This is a genomic window from Paenibacillus sp. J31R34, assembly GCF_059383715.1.
Genome location: NZ_JBXENU010000009.1, coordinates 144,818 through 166,119 on the forward strand (window position 1 = coordinate 144,818; position 21,302 = coordinate 166,119).

General features: G+C 47.4%; 13 protein-coding genes. All 13 read right to left on the reverse strand.

All coding sequences use genetic code 11. The annotated features are described in order from the left end of the window. Nucleotides 1-56: 56 nt before the first annotated feature. The 13 genes from AC50YG_RS23335 to AC50YG_RS23395 all read right to left on the reverse strand — a co-directional run bounded on the left by AC50YG_RS23335 (nt 57) and on the right by AC50YG_RS23395 (nt 20,929). Complete coding sequence (locus tag AC50YG_RS23335; protein ID WP_494830077.1) at nt 57-2,864, reverse strand: DUF8487 domain-containing protein; 2,808 nt, start codon at nt 2,862-2,864, stop codon at nt 57-59. A gap of 4 nt (nt 2,865-2,868) precedes the next feature. Next, the gene (locus AC50YG_RS23340) at nt 2,869-4,482 is read right to left on the reverse strand and encodes a response regulator (RefSeq protein ID WP_494830079.1); all 1,614 of its coding nucleotides are present in this window, start codon (nt 4,480-4,482) and stop codon (nt 2,869-2,871) included. After that, complete coding sequence (locus tag AC50YG_RS23345) at nt 4,479-6,272, reverse strand: cache domain-containing sensor histidine kinase (protein ID WP_473758760.1); 1,794 nt, start codon at nt 6,270-6,272, stop codon at nt 4,479-4,481. Before AC50YG_RS23345 ends, AC50YG_RS23340 begins: the two co-directional genes overlap by 4 nt. A gap of 93 nt (nt 6,273-6,365) precedes the next feature. Then, nucleotides 6,366-8,033: a type 2 periplasmic-binding domain-containing protein gene (locus AC50YG_RS23350; protein ID WP_494830082.1), complete on the reverse strand. Its 1,668-nt coding sequence runs from the start codon at nt 8,031-8,033 to the stop codon at nt 6,366-6,368. 69 nt (nt 8,034-8,102) lie between these two features. Next, on the reverse strand, nt 8,103-8,999 hold the full coding sequence (locus tag AC50YG_RS23355; RefSeq protein ID WP_494830087.1) for a carbohydrate ABC transporter permease: 897 nt from the start codon (nt 8,997-8,999) through the stop codon (nt 8,103-8,105). Nucleotides 9,000-9,005: 6 nt separating this feature from the next. Further along, nucleotides 9,006-9,899, reverse strand: coding sequence for an ABC transporter permease (locus AC50YG_RS23360; RefSeq protein ID WP_494830092.1), 894 nt, complete (start codon nt 9,897-9,899; stop codon nt 9,006-9,008). 147 nt (nt 9,900-10,046) lie between these two features. Continuing rightward, entirely contained in the window at nt 10,047-11,981 is a 1,935-nt protein-coding gene (locus tag AC50YG_RS23365) for a carbohydrate-binding protein (protein ID WP_494830097.1), read from the reverse strand. A 67-nt stretch (nt 11,982-12,048) separates the two neighbouring features. Further along, nucleotides 12,049-13,731, reverse strand: a complete 1,683-nt coding sequence (xynC, locus tag AC50YG_RS23370) for a glucuronoarabinoxylan endo-1,4-beta-xylanase XynC (RefSeq protein ID WP_494830100.1) — start codon at nt 13,729-13,731, stop codon at nt 12,049-12,051. A 123-nt stretch (nt 13,732-13,854) separates the two neighbouring features. Then, nucleotides 13,855-14,775 (reverse strand): carbohydrate ABC transporter permease, encoded by a 921-nt coding sequence (locus AC50YG_RS23375; protein ID WP_494830102.1) that lies wholly within the window; start codon nt 14,773-14,775, stop codon nt 13,855-13,857. Between the two features lie 15 nt (nt 14,776-14,790). Next, complete coding sequence (locus AC50YG_RS23380) at nt 14,791-15,750, reverse strand: ABC transporter permease (RefSeq protein WP_494830433.1); 960 nt, start codon at nt 15,748-15,750, stop codon at nt 14,791-14,793. A 50-nt stretch (nt 15,751-15,800) separates the two neighbouring features. After that, entirely contained in the window at nt 15,801-17,507 is a 1,707-nt protein-coding gene (locus tag AC50YG_RS23385) for an extracellular solute-binding protein (RefSeq protein WP_494830105.1), read from the reverse strand. 125 nt (nt 17,508-17,632) lie between these two features. Then, the gene (locus AC50YG_RS23390; protein ID WP_494830107.1) at nt 17,633-19,363 is read right to left on the reverse strand and encodes a sensor histidine kinase; all 1,731 of its coding nucleotides are present in this window, start codon (nt 19,361-19,363) and stop codon (nt 17,633-17,635) included. A gap of 3 nt (nt 19,364-19,366) precedes the next feature. Beyond that, nucleotides 19,367-20,929, reverse strand: a complete 1,563-nt coding sequence (locus AC50YG_RS23395) for a response regulator (RefSeq protein ID WP_473758770.1) — start codon at nt 20,927-20,929, stop codon at nt 19,367-19,369. Nucleotides 20,930-21,302: the final 373 nt, after the last annotated feature.

Genomic DNA, 21,302 nt, shown 5'->3' on the forward strand with positions numbered 1-21,302 from the left:
AACCGCTTGCGATTCTTAAGATCGCAAGCGGTTATTTATTGTTTCCTTTACCTCTTTTATTGAATAAGCTCCAGCAGCTCTGAAACGCTGGCTTCATACTGCGGCTTGAACTGATCTGATTCCATATACTTAATCACACTGGACAAAAACTGTTTTCCTTCTGGTGTTTCTTGAACCTTATCCGCATTGATCGAACAAATAAGCAGCTTCCCTTTTCCTACGCGGCATTCGAACAGGAAACCTAATTTGTGGTTGCGCTCAAAGTTGTCGATGGTCTGTACAATAGAGCTCCATTCTCTGCTTGTACCGTCCATAATAATCGACTTGGAATGAGAGACAATGCTCCACCAAGGATAAGTAGAATGCGGCTCGCAAGGAAAGTCCCGGAAGACAGGATGATGGTTGTCTACGAGCAGCCCCATCGTGCCGACAGGAACCGGACGGTTCATGCTCTCCGAGATGGACCGGAACATCGGATAACACCAGAAATCCGTGCTGTAGAAGCCTTCAATTCCATGGCTAATACGTTCCGGATTCGGCATCAGCCATACCTTCTCCCCTTGCTCCAATAAAGCGAGAGCCTCGGCCGTTAGCGACTCAAAACGATGGACTTTGGACAGGTCCGCTTCAACCTGCTGCGGATAAATCCAGAGATCGTATGACTTTCGGATATCTGTATCCAAAATCCTCAGGGAGAGCGCGGCTTTGGTCATGGCGTCCACAGCAGGCAATTCGATGACCAGATCACAAATATCAATATAATTCTGCTGCTCCGTCAGCGCTGCCTCAGCCGTACCGGCTGCCAGTGTCACATGGCCATCCGTTAGCTCCCACGAAAGGTTGATCAATCCAGGCAGCTGATTTCTATACGAGCATAATTCCACATGAGCCTCGAAGCGTTCAAACGACGTATAGTTGTATTTTGCAAACCTCGCCATAAGTACGGCGTCACTGCAGAAGGTACGCCATTCTTCAGGTGTAATCAGCCCCTTGGAATCCATAAAGGCATCAAGGATGCCAACTAGCGCCGTCCCTTGTCCACTGAAATCCTGAAGGTCAAGCAGTTGAAAGCCTGCAAGCTTTCTGGAGCGAAAAGCAGCCTCCAACTCTTCCTTGTAACAGGCCACTGCCAGCTGCCCCGAGCTCTCAAAATATTGGGCGGCCAAGTGATCCAGCCCTTTCGCCTTCAGACGCTCCTGAAATAGGATGAAATTATCAGCCTTGAGCGGGCCTGTATATTTCTCTATCTCCCTATAATTCGGATACGTCGCATATTGTCCTATCTCATGGGACACAACTGGAATATGGGGAATCCATTCCTCCGAGGCGTCTCCGAGCTGTATGGCCCTTGCTTCCGTTCCGTACTGGATTTGAATGACGCCTCCAGCCTCACTCGGCGTGCCCTCACTGCGATGAAAATCCGGCGGCACGATTTGATCGTCATAATCCTTTAACGTACCCGGTAGATCGGTCTGAACATGGCCCAGCGGCGCATCACACATTGCATAAGAGCCTCTGAACAGCCGCTCCTTCGAGAAACGCACCCCGCAGAAGAAATCGTCATGCTCAAGAACCGCAGGCGAAAATTGATGATTATTAGAGCCTTGTGTATATAGATGCCTGTTGTCGAACGCTTTGTAGGCTTTCAAAATCGAATCGATTTTGTCTCTACTGCCCCATAGCTCATTGCCCAGCGACATCATGACGAAGGATGGATGATTGCCGAATGCCTTCAGAATGGCATACCCCTCGCTGATCAAATAGTCCTGCTCCGCCTGATTGTGGCGCTCATCCGCTGCTTCAGTAATCGTCCCCCAGAAGGGCAGCTCCGGTTCCATGTATATGCCAAGCATGTCCGCTGCGGTAAACGCGGCTTCCGGCGGACAGCAGGTATGAAAGCGATAATGGTTAATACCATAGGATTTGGAAATGCCGAGAATGCGAAGCCATTCCTCGACATCGGTCGGAGCGTAGCCCGTCAGAGGAAAAATCAAGCCATCATGCTTGCCGCGCAGATAGGTTTTGTTTCCGTTAATCGTAAATTTATCTCTGTCTGTCTTAAATTCCCGCAGGCCGAAGCTCAGCTGCTGCTGATCAAAGATTTCGCCCGTCTCATCCTTCACCCCAATGCTCACCGTATACAAATGGGGATTGGCTTCGCTCCACAGCAGCGCATCCTGCCCAAGTGAATATTCAATCGAAATTTCACGCGAGGTGAGGCTGTATTCCTCCTCCGCCACCGTATGGAAGGTGTCAGAGTTCCAGCTTGCTGCTGATACAACTAGGCTGCCCTTGAGCTCTCCTTGCAGATTCGCTTCTATTTTCACCGAGCGTGCAGACAAGTTCGGATAGAGCTGGATATCGGTCAGGTACGATTCGCTATAAAATTGAAGCTCAATGCGGCCTGTAATCCCGTTCCAATTGGTCTGTGTATCAGGAGAGGTCATATGGCCTCCCTTCGTTGGATAGTCCGTATTGTCGACACGAACGGTAATCGTCTGCGGGCCACTCTGAAGCAGTCCCGTCAATTCATAAAGATGCGGCGTGTTCATGCTGTCACGCGAGCCAACCTCGCGGTCGCCCACCCATACCGTCGTCATTCTCGTTCTTTCCAAATAGAGAAAACAGTTTTTCCCAGTCAGCGCATTAGGAATGTCTACCTCTCTTGAATACCAGGCATATCCTTCGAACGAATATTCATCGGTCAAAGCCCCTACTAATTTCGTTTCATTCTGCGGCCCTTTCCGGGCATAGGATGTCGTTCCGGGCAGCGTAATGGAATCTGTAAATGGCAGCGACAAGCCGCTCTTGCCCTGATCTAGCTGCAGCTTCCATTCGCCCTCTAGGTTCATTTTGGTCAGCACAATATCACTCCTCATAATAATAATCCCTAAATTCCTGCGGGGTTGTTCCGGTCAGCTTCTTGAATAAAAACGTAAAATAGGCCGCCGTTTGAAAGCCAACCTGCTCCGACACTTCATACACCTTGATGTTCGGGTCCCGGAGCAGCTCCTTGGCTTTGTTCATACGCGTTTCCTGGACAAAATCAGATATCGTTCGGCCCATTTCCTTCTTGAACAGCACGCTCAAATAGCTGGAGTTCAGATGAAACTGCTCAGCAAGCTGCTTCACCGTTACGTTCGCCTCCAAATGCTCCTCAAGGTAGCGCGCTACTCTTTGGATAAGGTTGTGCTGCTGAACGGTCTGCTCCTTCTGCTTGAGCTGGATATACTGAGCGAGAAAGGCCATGACGACCGTTCTTATTTCCTCCACATCTGTACAATCAATCATCCTCTGCCACATGAGAATGTTCATTTCGGCATCCGTTTCCTTCGTCCGCTTCAATTTGCGGATTAGTTCACTGATTAATCCCATGCCAAATGCCTGTACATAGGAGAAGGATACGGGCTTCTGTGCCAGCAGCATCTCGAATGCATGGTTGAAATAGACGACGGCATTTTCGCTCTCCCCCGTATCGAGCAGCTTTAAAATTTCAGGGAAATATTCCTCGTACAATCGAAAATCATGGTATTCTTTCATTTCAACATGGTCGAAATACAATATTTGCCCATAGCCGGCCATTCTAGCGCTCGCCATCATATGCTTTATTTCCTTATATAACAACGGAATCTCCGACCAAGCCTGGCATTCCCTGCTGATTCCGACGGTAACGGAAGCCGTATACTGCTCCTTTAGAACATCCTGGATAAAAGAGAGCTGCTTCTCTAGCCTCGCACGGTCAATAGGCGAGGCGTTCAATAGAATGACCGCCACCTCGTCCGCTCCTGTTTTTCCGATATACGTGCCCGCAAACTCAGACAGGCCCATTTTGACACATTTGATGAGTCCTTCGCTGAGCATAATCCGCTCCTTGGCATCGTGCGGATTAGACAGAAACAGGCGATCATAACCGAACAGGAACAACGTGGCTTGCCCATTCTTTGACGGCAAATCAAGCAGGCGGCACCAGGATTCAAGCAGCTCGTCACTATGAATCGACCCTTCTATCAGATCCTTGACGTAATGCTCCTGCAGCACCTCATAGCTCTCTGTCATTTTCTCTCTCAGCTTGCTCGTTTCCTGTTCCATATGGTTCTTCTTTTCCAGCGATTCCCGAAATGCGGCAAGCTTCGCTTCCAGCTCATCCGTCTTGATCGGCTTCAGTACATAGGCCTTCGCCCCCAGATGGATCGCTTCCTGAACAAACTCAAATTCGTCATAACCGCTTATCATCACCGTTTGCATCGCCTGCAGCTTTGGAAAATCCGACTTGCACTTGGCCAGCAGCTCAATCCCCGTCATTCCTGGCATCGACACATCTGTAATTAATACATCTACATGAGCTGCTGCCAGTATGGCCATGGCCTCCTCACCCGATTGGGCGGTCAAGGGCTGCTTGTACCCTAGAGCTTCCCAGGCAATATGACGGACAAGTCCCTGAATCTGCATTGGCTCGTCATCAACGATCAGTGCTTGCATCATGCTCCATCCCCCTTTTTTATCTCAGGAGCTTCCTTGTAAATCGGAATATGAATGGTCACAGCCGTCCACTCATTTTCCATGCTGTCGATTTCAAAGCGTCCCTCTTGGCCGAAATATAACGCCAGCCGATCGCGTATATTGTTCATTCCGAATCCGTTTTTGGTTCCCATATAGCTGCCCGTCCTTATTAGCTCCAGCTTCTCGCGCTCGATGCCCTTCCCATTATCAAAAATCTGAAACGCAATGGCATCCTCGGTTTTGCTAATCATGATCTGTATAAAGGCGCCCTTTCTTGTTGTAATCCCGCCATGCAAATAGCAATTTTCCACAATGGGCTGCAAAATGAGCTTAATCGTATACAAATCAAGAACATCCGCCTCCACCTGCCATTCTACGAGCACTTGATCGGGATAACGCAGCTGCTGGATTTCAACATAAGCCTTTAGATGCTCAAGCTCATCACGAATTCGGGTCACATTCACACGGTTATTGAGTGCAAGCCGATAAAAGGTAGTCAGGGCATCAATTGTGCGAATTTGGATCTCATCCTTCACATCCATGGCGCGCCAGCGGATCAGGCTTAAAGAATTATAAATAAAATGCGGATTAATCTGGGCCTGCAGCGCTTTGAAGGACTGCTCGCGTTCTTTTAAGGTGGCCTCTGTGTGCTCTTCCACCAGCTTTCTAAGGCGCCCAGACATCGAATTAAATAAAACCTCAAGCTCTCCCAGCTCATCGTTATCCCGGTTTCTAACCGTCGCTTCGAAATAGCCCTCGGAAATATCCATCATGCGGGTGCCTAGCTTGCGTATGCGCCAGATGACGTTTTTGAGCACAACCATAATAAGGAACGTAGATAAAATTAGAAAAAATGCGATCCCGCTGACTATATAGTAGAAAATGCGTTTGGACTGCTCCTCCAGCCGGTCAAGATGTACAAGTGCGGCGACCGTCCAGCCTGAATTGATTTTCTGCCGAATTAACACCATGCCATCTGCGGTTACTGCCGTTCCTTCCGGACTGCCCCAATACTCGCTTAAGGAGGATTCGGACAAGTGTCTGCCGATTTCATTGGATTCTGATGAGGCGATGATCTGCTCATCGCTGTCTACGATGTACATTTCTCCCGCACCGTCAAACGGATGATCAAACGATTCAGCGAACACTTCATTATAATTAAGCCGCAGATAGACGATCCCATAGATGTCCCCGTACGTACTCAAAATTTTGTGTGAAACGACCAGTCTCGTTTTATCATCCAGAGCATTCGTCCAATTTAAGAGATCTGGCGAGCTAAGCCGCCCTTCATACCAATCCTGTTCGATCTGGCCCGAAAGGATTCGCTCCTCAGGCTTCCACAGAAGCCCTCCGTCCTGAACAAGGGTGCCGTTCGTGTGGTAAATTCTGAAATTTTCAATTCCGGGCAAATATTTGCTCGTAAATAAGAAAGCCCGATCCACATATTGAACGGTCGCATACTGTTCGGAAATGTCCTGATAGTCTCTCGATAATCTGGAAACCAGCTCTCCATCAGTTGCTGTTCGCGTAGCAAGCAGATCATAGCTTTGCTTGCGGAATTCAATGCTTTGCGCGCTCTGGCGAACCGCTTCTTTAATAGTGAGCATATAGTTGCCACGGACAATATGCGTCGTCATATAGCCTGCCCCAATGGCCAGCAGGACAGTTGGAAGAAATACAATGAGACCATAGAACAAGACAATTTTCTTTCTCATACTCATGGAACGCGTCATGCGAATGATCCATTGCTCTAATCGTTGTCTCAGCCTCATCTGCCACTCCTCCATGAACCGCAAAGGGAGCCCCCTTCCAATAGGAAGGGATGCTCCGCCAATTCTTCATTTTATTTGCTCGCTTTTACTTGTTCATTTTACTTGCTCATTATAAGATGCAAGCCATTCCTGCTTGACCTCGCTCCAGTGTCCGCGCTTCTCCAGAGCTTCTTGGAACTTCGTCCATTCTGTCTCAAATTGGCCGCTATCCTTGGCCATCAACAGCTTGGCTCTATATTCCTTGCGAATATTCTCAATTTCCGGAGAATATTTCTCCCATAGACCGCCAGCCTTCATTTCAATCAAATCATACGGCTCGGCAACCCGGATACTTCCCATTTTGCCAATGGCCTCTGTGAATTTGATCGATTTGGCTGCCCCCGCTTTACTGTCATCCGCTGTATTCCACCATGGGTACCAGTCGTTGCTGTAGGATGCAGTCATATACAGCTCCGGTGTAACCTTCGCTTTCTGGGCAGCATCACCCGAATTCCGGCTTGTTTTATAGGCTTCATCCGTGAACTTCCATTTCCCAAGCGGCTGGTCCACCCAATTCCAGTACAGTCCAACCGGTCCTTCATTGATTACATGCTGTTGTTCAGGCTTCGGCTGCAGCGTGTAGTCAAAAAACTTTAGAATGGCTTCCAAATTTTTGGTATTGGAGCTGATATACACATCATAGCCCGGACTCGGATTAATGACCTGGTTGATGCCGACTTTCTCTACGCCTTGAACTTTCGGGAAAGGAACGGCTTCATAAAACCAGCCCGGCTCCGTAGGGCCGTCAAGCGTCTCCCATACGGAGGATGGAATATTCCAGAAGCTGCCTACATTCAGGGCAACGCGTCCCGATTTGTTTTTTTCATTATATTGCTCTTTTTTATTCGTAACGACCTCTGGATCAATCAGCTTGGAAACGTACATCTTATTCATCCACGCATAAGCAGACTTAAAGTTCGGATTATCGTAAGTGAATACAAAATCATCGCCTTTTTTCTCAATTCCCCTGCCGCCCGTCGTAACGCCAAAGGCGGTGAGAATAGCGTTTTCATCACTCCAGCTAAGTGTATCATTCGTATCCATTAGAAACGAAAGGGGAAGCAGCGATTTGCCTGATGCATCCTTTTGCTCAGCCGCTTTTTTCAGAAAAGCCTCTACTCCTTCAATTGTCGCTAAGTCAGCTATAGTCATGCCAACGCTTTCAAGCACATCCGTTCTGACGGACCAGCCTTGCGATGCCCAGCCCGGCCATGGATCTTCAGGATTTTGATCAAACCAGGTCGGAATCGACCAAATATGTCCATCCGCATCCTTCATCAGTTCAAGATACTGCTTTGGAATCGCAGCCAGTCCCGGATACTTGTCCGGCATATCGAAATACTGCTCCACGGACATCAGCTGCTTAGAACGGTTCATGGCGCTCTTAACCGTTTCATTTCGAGCAAAAATAGCTGCGTCTTCAAAGCCGCCTGTGTTGATTCTTAAATTAAGCGCTGTCATTGCATCGCCCTGCGTCGTTTCCAGCTTAACATCGACACCTGGCTCTTTCTCGCGCCAATACTTCTGGACCAAGCTATCATTGTTTGTTGTTGCTGCCCATCCAAGCCAAAGATTGAACGAGGTTGAAACGCTAGCCGTACCGGAATTGCTTGCCTGATTAGCATTGCCTGCCTGATTGGTTGCGGAATTAGAGCAACCCGCCATTAATGTCAGCGATACGGCAGCGGTTAATGCCGTTAAGAAAAGCTTTTTAGATTTCACTGTCATACTCCCCCTATACAAGATTGTACTGCAAATCGGTATATAAATGTTGCTCTAATACCCGAAGAATCAACCTTTGACCGAGCCAACCAGAACTCCTTTGACAAAGTATTTCTGTAAAAAAGGATACACGCAAAGAATAGGTATCGCACTGACCATTACAACGGCCATTTTAATCGACATCAGCGTAATATTCTGAAGCTGCGAGCCCCTTGCCAGCGCCTCCTGATTGTTGTTCGAGCCGAGTACAGCGGACAAATCCGAAGCAGCCAGCAGCTGCTGCAAAAACGTTTGGACGGGTATCAACTCCTGCTTCGTAACGAAGAAGGCGCCAGCGAACCAATCATTCCAGTGGCCAACCGCCGTGAACAAGCCCAGCGCAGCCAGCATCGGCTTGGACAACGGAATAATCATCTGCATTAAAATCCGCAGTGGCCCAGCACCGTCCAGTTCAGCAGATTCTACCAGTGCCTCCGGTATGCCCTGAATAAACTTCAGCATGACGAACATATTCCAGACGGAGAAGAGACCCGGAAGGACATACACCCAGAACGAATTAATTAGTCCCAGATTGTTCAGCTGAATGTAGTACGGAACCAAGCCGCCGCTAAACAGCATCGTAATCAGAATATAGCCGAGAATGGTGCTTCTAAAAGGAAGTCCACGGTAGGACAAGCCGAACGCCACAAGCAGCGTAACGAGCAGTCCGCCAACCGTTCCAATGACGGTTCTGCCAATTGTTATCAGATAAGAATTGCGAATAATCTCATTGCCAAGAACGATCTCATAATTAATCAGTGTGAAATTCCGCGGCCACAAGTACACCCCGCCCTTGGCGGCATCCGCACCGTCATTCAAAGAAATGGCCAGCATATACAAAAACGGATAAAGCACAGATACGCACAGCAGACCGAGCAGCACTATGATGACGTATTGGGCAATATTTTCACCTTTGCTCATCTTCATACGCCATCACCACAATCCTTCGCCGTTTATTTTTCGTGAAAACTGATTAGTCCCAACGACTAAAATCAGGCTGATAATAGAGGAGAGCAATCCCACCGCGGTAGCCATGCCAAAGTAGCCCTGCTGCAAGCCGCTGCGTAAAATATACGTATCCAGCACGTCCGCAACTTCCTGGTTAGCCGAATTCATCAGTGGATAAATTTGATCCATGCCTACGGTTATCAAGCTCGGAATGCTCAAGATCAGCACGATCGCTATCGTCGGCAGCATGCCCGGAATGGTAATGTGGCGAATTTGAGCAAGCTTGCCAGCACCCTCTACCTTGGCGGATTCATAGAGCTGCGGATCGATCGTCGTAATGGCCGCCAAATAAAGAATCGTGTTCCAGCCTGTTTCTTTCCACAAGCCGCTTAGCACCACCATGGGACGAAACCATTCCGTCGAACCCAAGAAAAAGATGGAGTCCCCGCCCACTTTGTTGATAAACTGATTGACCAGACCGCTGTCTATTGTCAAAAAGGATTGAAGAATGTAAGCGACTACAATCCATGAGAAAAAATGGGGCAAGTAGCTGACCGATTGCACGAATCGCTTAAACACCGGCCGCGTCACTTCGTTAATCAGCAGTGCCAATAGGATAGGCGCCGGGAAGCCGAACAAAAATTTCAGCACGGATATATAGAGTGTATTTTTGACTACGGTCAAAAATTGAGGGTCTTGGATAAAGGAGAAATTATCAAAGCCAACCCACGCACTATCCCATATGGATGTTCCGATTTGAAAATCCCTAAAAGCCACCTGTACGCCTGCCATAGGAATATAGTTGAAAAGCAGCAGCAGAACCACACCCGGTAAAATCAATAAATATTGCCATCGATACTTATAAAGCTTAGCGTACAATCTGCATCCCTCCTCGATATGTCTATCATAAAGGTAATTACAGATCACTCCTACGCAACAGCGGTTGGATATCTATCGTTCTGATTAGAATTCATAACAAAAAAGCTTCGCCCCCATGTAAAGGAGACGAAGCCTTTGCAATTATTATTACTGAGCCGAAACATTTACACTATCAATATTCGGTCCCTCTGTCCCAGTAGTTACGACTTTTAAAATATTGTTCCCGCTATTCATGGGTACCTGAATCGTTTTCTCGCCCCAGGTTGTCCAGCTGCCAGTCGCTGTAAAAGCAGCATTGCTAATTACTTTCGTTCCATTAACATAAATATCCAAATTTCTCGTCCCTGACTCCAGCGCATACCGGAACTTTACATTTTTAGTTCCTGTTACAGCGGCGTAGATGCTGCTCCACTGAATGGCTGCATCGGTTGCAGCATTAAAGTTGACATAGCCGCTGCCGTTGTAGCCCGAATTAATGGTTTCTACTACGGAGGTGGTCAAGGTTGTACCCGTCTCCGCTTCATAAGTGGTACCGGTACTAACAGCATTTTGTGTAAACTGCCAGTAATCAAAATTAAACAAATTGCCTGTACCGTTTCCGGTAAATACAAAGAAAACGTTGTGAACACCGGTTGCACCGCTTATAGCTGTTTCTATTACGTTCCAGTTTTGCGCTCCACCTGTGGAAGGCACATTAAGCGTTCCTACAAGCGGACCGGTTGCACTGTCAAGACGCACTTCAATATTCCCGCCCACGGTGGATGCTACATTTGCTTTAAAGGTAGTGGCTCCACTCGCACCGAAGTCAGCGTTTCCTACAGCAATCCAGTCTCCATTATTAATACTTGTTACGTTTTGGTTATTTACCGGTCCGCCTGCTGCTGAAGATTTCTGCGTTAAAATGCGTCCATTCCAGCCAATCGTTTCGGCCTCTACTCGGTTATAGGGATTGAGATTGGCAAGCTGAGACACGCCTGCATAATTGGCTGCAACCTCTTGAATAGATCCATTCGAATTATGCACCAGCCTATTGATATGAGGAGAACGATAGCCTTTGCCTGATCCGTATAGGGCTAAGCTGACTGTTTGAGCATGGTATACCACATACCACTGGTTGTTAAGATTAAATACAGAATGGTGATTGTTTCCTCCGGCACCAAAAAAGAAGCCCGGATTTTTCAGAAAATGTCCTGCATACGTAAAAGGCCCCATCGGACTCGTGCTGGTCATATAGCCGATTTCACCACTAGGCTTATCGGCGGGGTGCGTACCGCTGAAATTAATGCAATAGGAGTAATAATATACTCCGTTATACTTGTGCATGCCTGAGTCCTCAAACATGAACGGCGCATCAATCGTGGATGCACTGCCAACAATGCTGGTCATATCAGCGCCTAATTTCAATACTCTGGCTGTCTTTGGATTTGCCCTTTGCTCCTGCGTTGGATTTGAACCGCCAGGGATGCCTCCACCGGCATACAAGTACCCTGTGCCGTCGTCATCTACGAATACGGCCGGGTCAAAAAGCCAAACAACGCCGGACATTCCAGGTGTATTGGTTGTAACCAGTGCTTTTCCCAATGGATCGCTCCATGGCCCAATCGGGCTGTCTGCTGTGAGAACGCCGATACCTCCGGCACTATTTGCAAAATAAAGGAAAAATTTATCCTGGCCATTTATTTTTTTCATTGCCGCAGCCGGAGCCCAAGAAGCACCAGCCCATTTTGCAATGCCTTGACCGCCATTGGCTCCATTAGCACCTGCTACCGGAATAGCTCCGTGATCAGTCCAGTTCACCATATCTGCTGAAGATATGACGAATACGCTCTTCAAATTAGCAAATGAATTATCTTTAATCGATCCATCGCTATTATATTCATAGTCATCACTAGACATATAAATATAGACTCTTCCGTTATAGGTTAATGCAAAGGGGTCTGCCCCTAGATGATGGTCAATCAGCGGGTTGGAATTCCCTACATTTTTTGCAATGGTCGCACTGGCGGCAAATGCAGACATCTCAGGCAGGCAACTCAATAGCAAGGCAAAAACCAATAATAAAGCGCTGCACTTCTTTCTCATTTTTCCATATCCTCCTTCAACTTCTGTTCCCCCTTTTCCTCATATTGAGCCTTGGCCTTTAACCGGCCTACTGGGCCGAAACATTTACACTATCTATATTCGGTCCTTCTGTACCGGTTGTTACCACCTTTAAAGTATTGTTTCCGCTATTCATGGATACCTGAAGTGTTTTCTCACCCCAGGTTGTCCAGCCGCCGGTCGCTGTAAAGGCAGCATTGCTGATTACTTTCGTCCCGTTAACATAAACGTCCAGATTTCTTGTCCCTGACTCCAGCGCATAACGGAACTTCACATTTTTAGTTCCTGCTATAGAAGCATTAATGCTGCTCCACTGAATGGCTGCATCGGTTGCTGCATTAAAGTTGACATAGCCGCTGCCGCTGTAGCCTGAATTTATGGCTTCTACTAAGGAATTGGTCAATGTTGTACCCGTCTCTGCTTCATAAGTAGTACCACTGTTGTTGTTTCCACCGCTACCCAATTGGGCTACAAAGGTTGTAACACTTTGGGCTGGAAGCTGGCCTGTAAAGGAACCGGCCGACACATTAATCGACGATCCGGCTGCAAGATTTCTAGTGCTGTCTGTTACCCATGAAGATACCGTCGATGCATTCCCGTTCTGCAGGACAAATTTCTGATTGACTGCCGAGGTGCCTTTGTTGATGGCAACAATAACCACCTTGTTGTCGCCTTTATATGCAGAGGTGAACACATTCGTTTCAGGGCTCTTCGATGCATCAACCCTTACATAGCCAGGACGAACAAATTTGGAGAAATGAGCCATGTTATAACCGCGTTTGCTGATCGTGCCGTCCTCTTTCATCGGGCCGTATTGTCTACGGATATACCACCATACATAGGCTTGGAAATCTCCTTCAACCAGAGCACTGTGAATATGATGGGAAACATCCAATGCCTCGGGCCAAAGATCCGCCGAGTTGTTGTTACTATTTGGATAGTATACTTCCGTCATCCAGAGCTCTTTGCCCGCTCCTTTTTGTTTAAACAGCGGGTATGCGAAATTGCTAACGCTTGTACCATAAAGATGAGCACCAAGAATATCCATATTGGCAAGAGCTTGCGGATCATTCAAAATCGGGTCTGACATATTTTTCAGGTATTGAAATGACTCCGGTGCCATGACCTTCGTATTTTGAATGGAGCCCGCATTTTCTTTCATAAAGCGAAGCATCTCTTGCGGCGTCCACCATGTCCAGTCATGAGCGTAATCAGGCTCATTTTGAACCGAAATGGCATAAAGGTTCACACCGTTATTTTTCATATACGTGACAAAATCATTAAGATGCTGTGCATACGCAGCGTACTTATCGTATTTAAGTCGTTTCGCTGAAGTATCACCATTTTTATTGAAGGTCTCGATCATACTAGCTGGAGGATTCCATGGCGAAGCAAAGACGAGTGCACCTTGCTCTATCGCACGTTTAGCAGTCGGCACTTCTTTGGACCAATTATTGCTGTCACCGTCTACAAAGATTCTTAATACAGAAAAGCCCAGCTGATTCTGTCCATTGCCAAATGCGGTATCTCTTTGAGATGCTGTCAAATCCCCGATCCAAGCCGGGTGGTTAATGCCTCCAAAGCCTTTTATTAATTGTTTTTCTGCCGATAAATTAATGACTGCATCACTTGCTGCTGAAACCTTAGGAGGACCTGGCACCGTTAATACTAACGGAAGCGCCGTTAAACATGCCAATAAGACAAACATTGATTTTTTCAGACTTGAGATCATTGCTTTCATCTCCTTATAATAGTAGTTTTTCTTATAAACTTCTCCGGCTGTTTAAACAACCGCCTGACCACCTCCCTTCTTATCTATTTGGCTTTCACTCTAGGCAGTCGATATCCGTATGCATTAGCCTTTAACGCCACCGAGGGTCATCCCTTGGATAAAATATTTCTGCAGGAACGGATATACCATCAAAATCGGAACGCTGGCAATGATCGTCATCGTAGCCCGGATTGAAGTCGGCGTCACCATCGATCCGCTGTCGCCCGCAGCTTGATAAATATCCCCGGCCGTTGCCGTGGCTGCCGTAGTGGATGTTTGCAATATTTTCATCAGCTCGTACTGCAGCGTGCTTAATTTAAGAGTGGAGGAATTGTATAAAAACACATCGAACCAGGAATTCCACTGCCCTACCGCTACAAACAGCGACACGGTCGCCATTACGGGAACGGTCAGCGGCAGTACGACGCGGACGAATGTGGTGAATTCTCCCGCACCGTCGATTCGGGCCGATTCCAGAATGCCTTCCGGCAGGCCTTCAATGAAGGAACGGATGACGATCATGTTGAACACCCCAATTACACCCGGAACAATATAAACCCAGAAGGAGTTAATCAGGCCCAAATCCCGAATAAGCAAATAACTAGGAATCAAGCCTCCACTAAAATACATCGTAAACACGAAAAACATCGTGACAAACTTGCGCAGCACAAATCCCTGTCGGCTGACGGTATAGGAGAGCATCGCTGTGCAAAATACGGCCACAACCGTTCCAATAACCGTACGCAGCGCCGATATGAGAGTGGCGTGATAAACATCAGATTCTCCGAAAATATATTTGTAATTATCCAAAGTCCATTCCCGTGGCCACAAATAAATTCCGCCCCTAATGGCGTCGTTAGCTTCATTAAAGGAAACGGCAATCATATTTACAAACGGGTAAATGGTGACGATCATCAGGCCTATCATAAAGATAATGTTACAGCTGTCAAATACTCGGTCCCCAAGGCTTGCGTTGCGCAAACGGGACATTTTTGCTTTTTGCATCGCGTAGTTCCCCTTTTAAAACAATCTGCTTTCTCCCATTTTCTTAGCAATAGAGTTGGCGGAGAAAAGGAAGATGAAGCTGACTACCGTTTTGAAAATGCCCGCCGCCGTTCCTAAGGAGAAGTTGCCCATTCCCATGCCATACTTCAGCACGAATATGTCGAGATTCTCCGAATAATCCATGTTCATCCCATTGCCCAGCAAATATTGCGGCTCAAATCCAGCTTCAAGAATGTTGCCCATGTTCATGATTAGCAAAATAATGATTACGGGCTTCATGCCGGGAAGCGTGATGCTAACCATGCGCTGGAGCCTGCCCGCTCCATCTATTTCAGCCGCTTCATATTGGGAAGGATCGATTGCACTAATGGCGGCCAAATAAATAATCGTGCTCCAGCCCACCTCTTTCCAAACCTCGGTCGCCCCGAGAATTCCCCAGAAATACTCTCCTTTGCCCATCCATAGTACGGCGCTATCCATGAGATTGAACTTCATCAGTAGCAAATTAAGGATGCCATCCGGAGATAAAACCGTCAGAACAATGCTTGACGCCACTACCCATGAAATAAAGTGCGGCAAATAGCTGACGGTCTGAACGAACCGTTTAAAAATGATATTTTTCAGCTCATTCAGTAGAAGAGCCAACGTAATCGCTGTAACGAAGCCTAGCACTAATTTGATGGAGCTCATTACCAGGGTATTGCGCAGCACACGATAGAAGGTGCTGTCTGCGAATAAGAGATTGAAGTGATGCCAGCCCACCCATTTCTGTTCCCCGAAGGATTTTGCCGGCTTGAAGTTTTGAAAGGCCATCGTCCAGCCCCAAAGCGGTAAATATTTGAAAATAAAAGCCCAAATGACGAATGGAATACACATAAACGCGAGCGTTTTCTGCTGAATAAGACGATGATAAAACAGCTTTATTTTATTTATTTCTGGTCTATCGGCGCCTAGCGCTGAATCCACCGTATTCATCAGTTTCCCCACTTGATATGACTCCTTCCAGCTCCTTGCTTAAGCCCTGCTCACCATTTGCCTGCAACGCGATCCTTTATCACCTTGGTTATCGTATTCTCATAGGTATTCTTGTCCAGCTTGTTCAGCTCGCCGATATACTCCTCCCACAGCTTGTCGAAATCAGGCGGCAATGCCATGACCAGAGCAGGCAAATATTTTCGCTGCACATCATCCGACTTCATCGTAAAAATTTGTTCCGGGGAACCTTGCTCCAGCGCGATGGACCATGCGGGGAACCATGGACGTGCTTCGGGCTTCAAAAACATTTCGCTGAACGTATCTACGCCATATGCGTTCAGAATCGTTTTATCACCTTCGGTATACGAGGCATAGGCTACCTCAGGCTGATTGCCGGGGCTAAAGGCATTGCCGTCTGATAATGTGGACTCCCCGCCGTAACGCGGCCAGTCTGTTCCGAAGTAGGTGAAGCCAAAAGTACGACTGAGCTCAAGATCATCATGGTATTTGCGCTGCTCATCGCTTGCGTAATAGAAGCGGCCATTGTCATCTACACTGTAGGTTTGGTCCTTGATCCCCCACTGTACGAGGATTTGATTTTCCTCCTTCAGCAAAGTATCGAAGTATTTAATGATGCGAATGGGATCCTTGGCTTTGATGGAAATGCCGACCGCGTAGTTGGCGACAAATCCTGGCGGGTCCACATACTGATCTTTGATGTCTTTGTCGAATACAATGGGAAGCGGAGCATAACGTTTCTCGTCAATGCCAGCCGCCAATAGATTTTTGGAAGCATCCCCTACCTGCCATGCATAGTTAAAGTAGCCAAGTACACGTCCTGAGGTCAGTTTGGCCAAGTATTGATCCTTGTTCATGGTAAAGGATTCCGGATCAAACAGTTTTTCCGCGTTCACTTCGTTCAGCTTCTGAATCCATCTTTTCTGATAGTCGGTTCCGGCTACAACCTTGGCCTCATGGGTTTCCATATCGACGATAACACTGCCGTCGTTTGGATAACCCGCAAGATGCATAGCAGGATTTTGCAGCGTAAAAAAGTTATTCGCGACGCCGGCCAGGGAAACGAATCCTATCGTATCCGCACCATCGATTGTCGGATGCTTCTCCCTGTATTGCTTGATTAGATCAAAATATTCATCCAAAGTGGTGATCTTCGGATAGTCGAACTCCTTCAGCACCGAACGCTGGATCCAGAAGGCTCCTCCGCCAATATTGGGACCGCCGATATACTCGCCCTGATTGGCGGTATACGGCAAGGTATAAATTTTCCCGTCCTCCTGTCGCATCTTATCGAAGTAAGGTCCGTACACGCGTTTGATATTGGGCCCATACTCCTCAATCAGATCATCGAGCGGGATGTAGGCTCCTGCGTCCATCAGCTTCGCCATTTCGCCACTAGAGCTGATCACATCTGGATAATCTCCGCTGGCAATCATGACTCCGGCCTTGGTTGCGCTATCGCCCACGACGTATTCCAGCTTCCAGTCAACAGCGGTTTGTTTCTGCAATTCTTTTCCGATGACCGTTTCACTCGCCAGAGTATCCTTCTTTCCTGTCGAAAAATGATAGTATGAGAAGGTTACGGGCGGGTTCTCCTCTCCGCTTGCTGAGGAAGCATCGGATGTAGACTTGCTATTAGAGGCGCTGTTAGGCGTACCGTTATCCGCCTTGCTGCATCCTCCGAAAGTCGCCGCTAATAAAATAACCAATCCAGCGATTACTGCCTTGCTTTTGTACATTCCAGCTATTTCCCCTTCCAACCATAAACTTGTAAGCCCTTTCAATATATCAAGAAAGCGCTTTCTTGATTACCCTACAAACCATACCTTTTTCTTTGAAAAACATACCCATTCTTTCCCAACTATTACAAGTCTTCGGTTTCCAGCGGCAGAACGATTTCTATATGCGTTCCCGTCCCTTCACTGGCGTGAATGGAGAAGTCAAAACGATTCTGGTAACACAGCTTTAGACGATAATAGGCATTTTTCATGCCAACTCGCTCGCCTATATCGTCATTTTCCTCCAAATAATGAAACAGCTCATCCAGCTTGGCTTGAGACATGCCGATACCATTATCGTCTAATCTGATATAAAGCTTGTCCTCCCGCTCGGTGACAGAGATTGTGATAACTCCTTTGTCGGGACTCGATTCGATTCCATGGATACTGGCATTCTCCACAAAAGGCAAAATAACCATCTTAGGAATTCGGCGGTTAAGCGCTGACGGGTCTGCTACAATGCTGTAGTCCAGCTTCCCCCCAAAGCGGTATTGCTGAATTTCCAGAAAGCTGCCTATCAGCTCCAATTCCTCGCGCACCAGCACGTGCTTCCGACTCCAAGAGATAGACTGGCGGAACATTTGAGCCATATGATGAATGATTTTTGCCGTTTCCCGCTCCCCCTTGATGACGCTCCTCATGCGGACAGATTCTAGGGCATTAAACAGGAAGTGGGGATTGATCTGGCTGTGCAAGGCATGAAGCTGCGCCTGCTGCTGCTTCAGCTCCAAATCCTTCTTTTGGATATCCGCAATATAAACCTCATTAATCAAATTATTGATCGTTCCCATCATTCGGTTGAATTCCATCGTCAGCTGGCCGATTTCATCTCTCGCCTCTTCGTGAGGAATCGTCTGGAAGGTTTGTGTTTTCACCTTCTTCATATGCATTAGAATCTGCACCAGCCGTACATGCAGAGACCTCGACATCACAGCGATAATGATAGAGGGCAGCACAAAATTAATGCATGCGAGCCAAATGACAATGAAACGCGAATCGCGGACCTCTCTAAGGAAAACTGCCTCATTCATCACGCCTTGGAGCGTCCACCCCTCCAAATAACTAATTCCATCGAAAGAAGCCTTGAACAAATGCGAATTTTTAGGAAGCGCGATGTCCTCGAACCGGACATTTGCCTGCTGCCATTCTCCTCCACGTTCATTGCCAAAGCACACCCGTCCCTCAGGATCAACCAAATAAACCTTGCCGCCAAAGGCGCTGTTTCCAAATTTTTGGGCGAGCAAGTCCATGTTCAAATCAATTTTCACCAACTGCTCAATACCCCCGGTGTGGTAGCTATTTAACTGTTGAATGAGGCTGAGTTTCTTGTCGGCATAAACAAAAGCCGGATAAAGAGCAGAAGAGGACTTAGACTGGATATACCAGTCGGACTGCCGAACCGCTTCGTTCAGGCGATCAATGTAGCCCGAGGACAAAACGGTGGGATTATCTGTATACACCTGATACCAGCGGACACCCTGTACGTTTTGATCGGAAAATGCCCCGCTCAGATAAGAATGATAAGTCTCAATGTAATCCAGTTGATTGGTAAAATGCCTTGCAAGTGTTTTGTTAAAGATGGGATCGGCATATAGGGAATAGGACAAACCAACGCCTTGGTCAACCGTTACGCGCAGGTCGTTTTTGAGATTGTTTAAGGCCATGTCGGCATCACGGGTTTTTTGGCTGCGAATATTGACTGTAGTCACGTTATAGAAGACCACGTTAGTGACAACGATAGGGATGAATACGGACAGTATGTACATGAGCAGCAGCCTGTCGCGCAGTTTCATGTAGTTCAAATTGAATTTAATCATTTTTCAGCCTCCCAGCTCTTTGGCGTTCAGTATGTTCCGGTATTCTGTCGGCGACAGCTTCTCCCGCTTCTCGAACTGGGTGACAAAATAATCTGCATTCTGAAAGCCGACTCTGGCGGCGATTTCGTACATGCGCAGGTCAGTCTGTCGAAGCAGCTTTTTGGCTTCCTTTACCCGCAGCTCCAGCAAATATTCATTGAAATAAACCCCATAGCTTTTGCGAAAAAGCCGACCCAAATACAAGGCATTCATATAAAACATTGCCGCGATGCATTTGAGACTGATATTTTCGCTATAATGCGCATCAATATAGTTTTTAATCTGCTTGATGCTGCCCTTGGACCACTCCTGACGCAGCAGCGCAATGTAGTCCTCCGCTTCCGTAAGCGCCAGCATAAAATGCTCCTCCAGCAGCTGTAGGCTCCAATTGCCGTGCTCCCGTTCGGCCAGCTCCTTTAACCGCCGAACCTCCTCCTCGCTGCCGTCCATTTCCTTAATAACAGCTATAATTCCGGTGATGCATCGGGAGAGAGACCCCGTTACAGCTTGCGGGGTGAAACGCTGCTCACGGAACAACCGGAACATGTCCGCCGCCGTTTGACGGTACGCATCCCTGCTGCCCTCCTCCAGCTGCAAGACCAGCTTATTTGCAACGTCTGGACTAATATCAAAAACATACAAAGGCAGATCCTTAATTCTTGCGTACCAAATCACACCGCGTTCAGCATATTTATGCCGGGCCGCTTCGCTAGCCTCCAGATAGGAATGGCGAAGCTCGGCAACATGATCGACGGAATTGCCTGCATACATGCCGATGTCAAGGCTCAGGCGATGGGAAAGGGCTAATCGCAGCCTTTCCAAAGCGGGTCCAATCCCACCCTCTCTCTTCTGCATCCGGTCCACGTTTAAAAGCAGCCCAAACTTGCCCGGCTGCAGCTCGATGACGGGAATATCTCCTTCTCTAGCCTCAATAGCATGCAGCGCTTCCTGAAACATCTTAATGTCTGCTAGCTGTTCCTGCGGAGCGGCATAAATGTCGACCAACACATACATCATGCTTGCACCTTCCGGCATACCTAGCATCGCGGAATATGGCTCTGCCTCCTTTCTACCCAAAGCTCCCTGCATCAGCGCTTCTAGAATAGGGTTGCCTTGCTGTTTGTCTCCGGCCAGCAATGCCTTCTTTTTCTCTATAATGCTGTAGGTCAGCTTCCTTAAAGCCGCCGTCATTTCCTCTTCGTCAATAGGCTTCATAATATAATCGTGTACCCCGTAGCGCAGAGCCTGCTGTGCATATTTAAAGTCATTATAGCCGCTGATTATGATGAAAACCGGGTCAAGCTGGGTATGCTCCTTCACACTTCGAATCAGATCAAGCCCATCCACGAGCGGCATGCGTATGTCCGTAATGACTAAATCCGGCTCCAGATCCTTAATCATTTCCAGCGCTTCCTTGCCATTGTTCGCCTCCCCGACTACAGTGAACTTCATTTCTTCCCATGGGATTAGCTCTATCAGTCCTTTCCGAACAAACACCTCATCGTCTGCCAGCAATATTTTGAGCATCGTCCATTTTCCCTTCCTTCATTAAAATAAAAGCTCTCGCGATCTCTTACCTCACCCAAAAATGTAAGCGCTATCATAATTATGAAATGACAATAAACCCCCTAAGTAATCTTTGCGAATTAGCGCTGATTTGGGAGTTGCAAGGAGAGCAGCGAGAAATCTGCTCGATTGAGAAAGGCTCCTCTTGGAGCATCTCTACCATATAATCAATTAGCTTGCTGACGAAATGAATGCGGCTACCGCGTCCAATTCCATACTCATGTTAACACATTTACATATTTTATCCAATTAAAAAGATTCATTTCTAACTAGACCTGGAACCTTATATATTTCCCGCCTTATTAACAGGATCTCGATTTATAGATAGATGAGC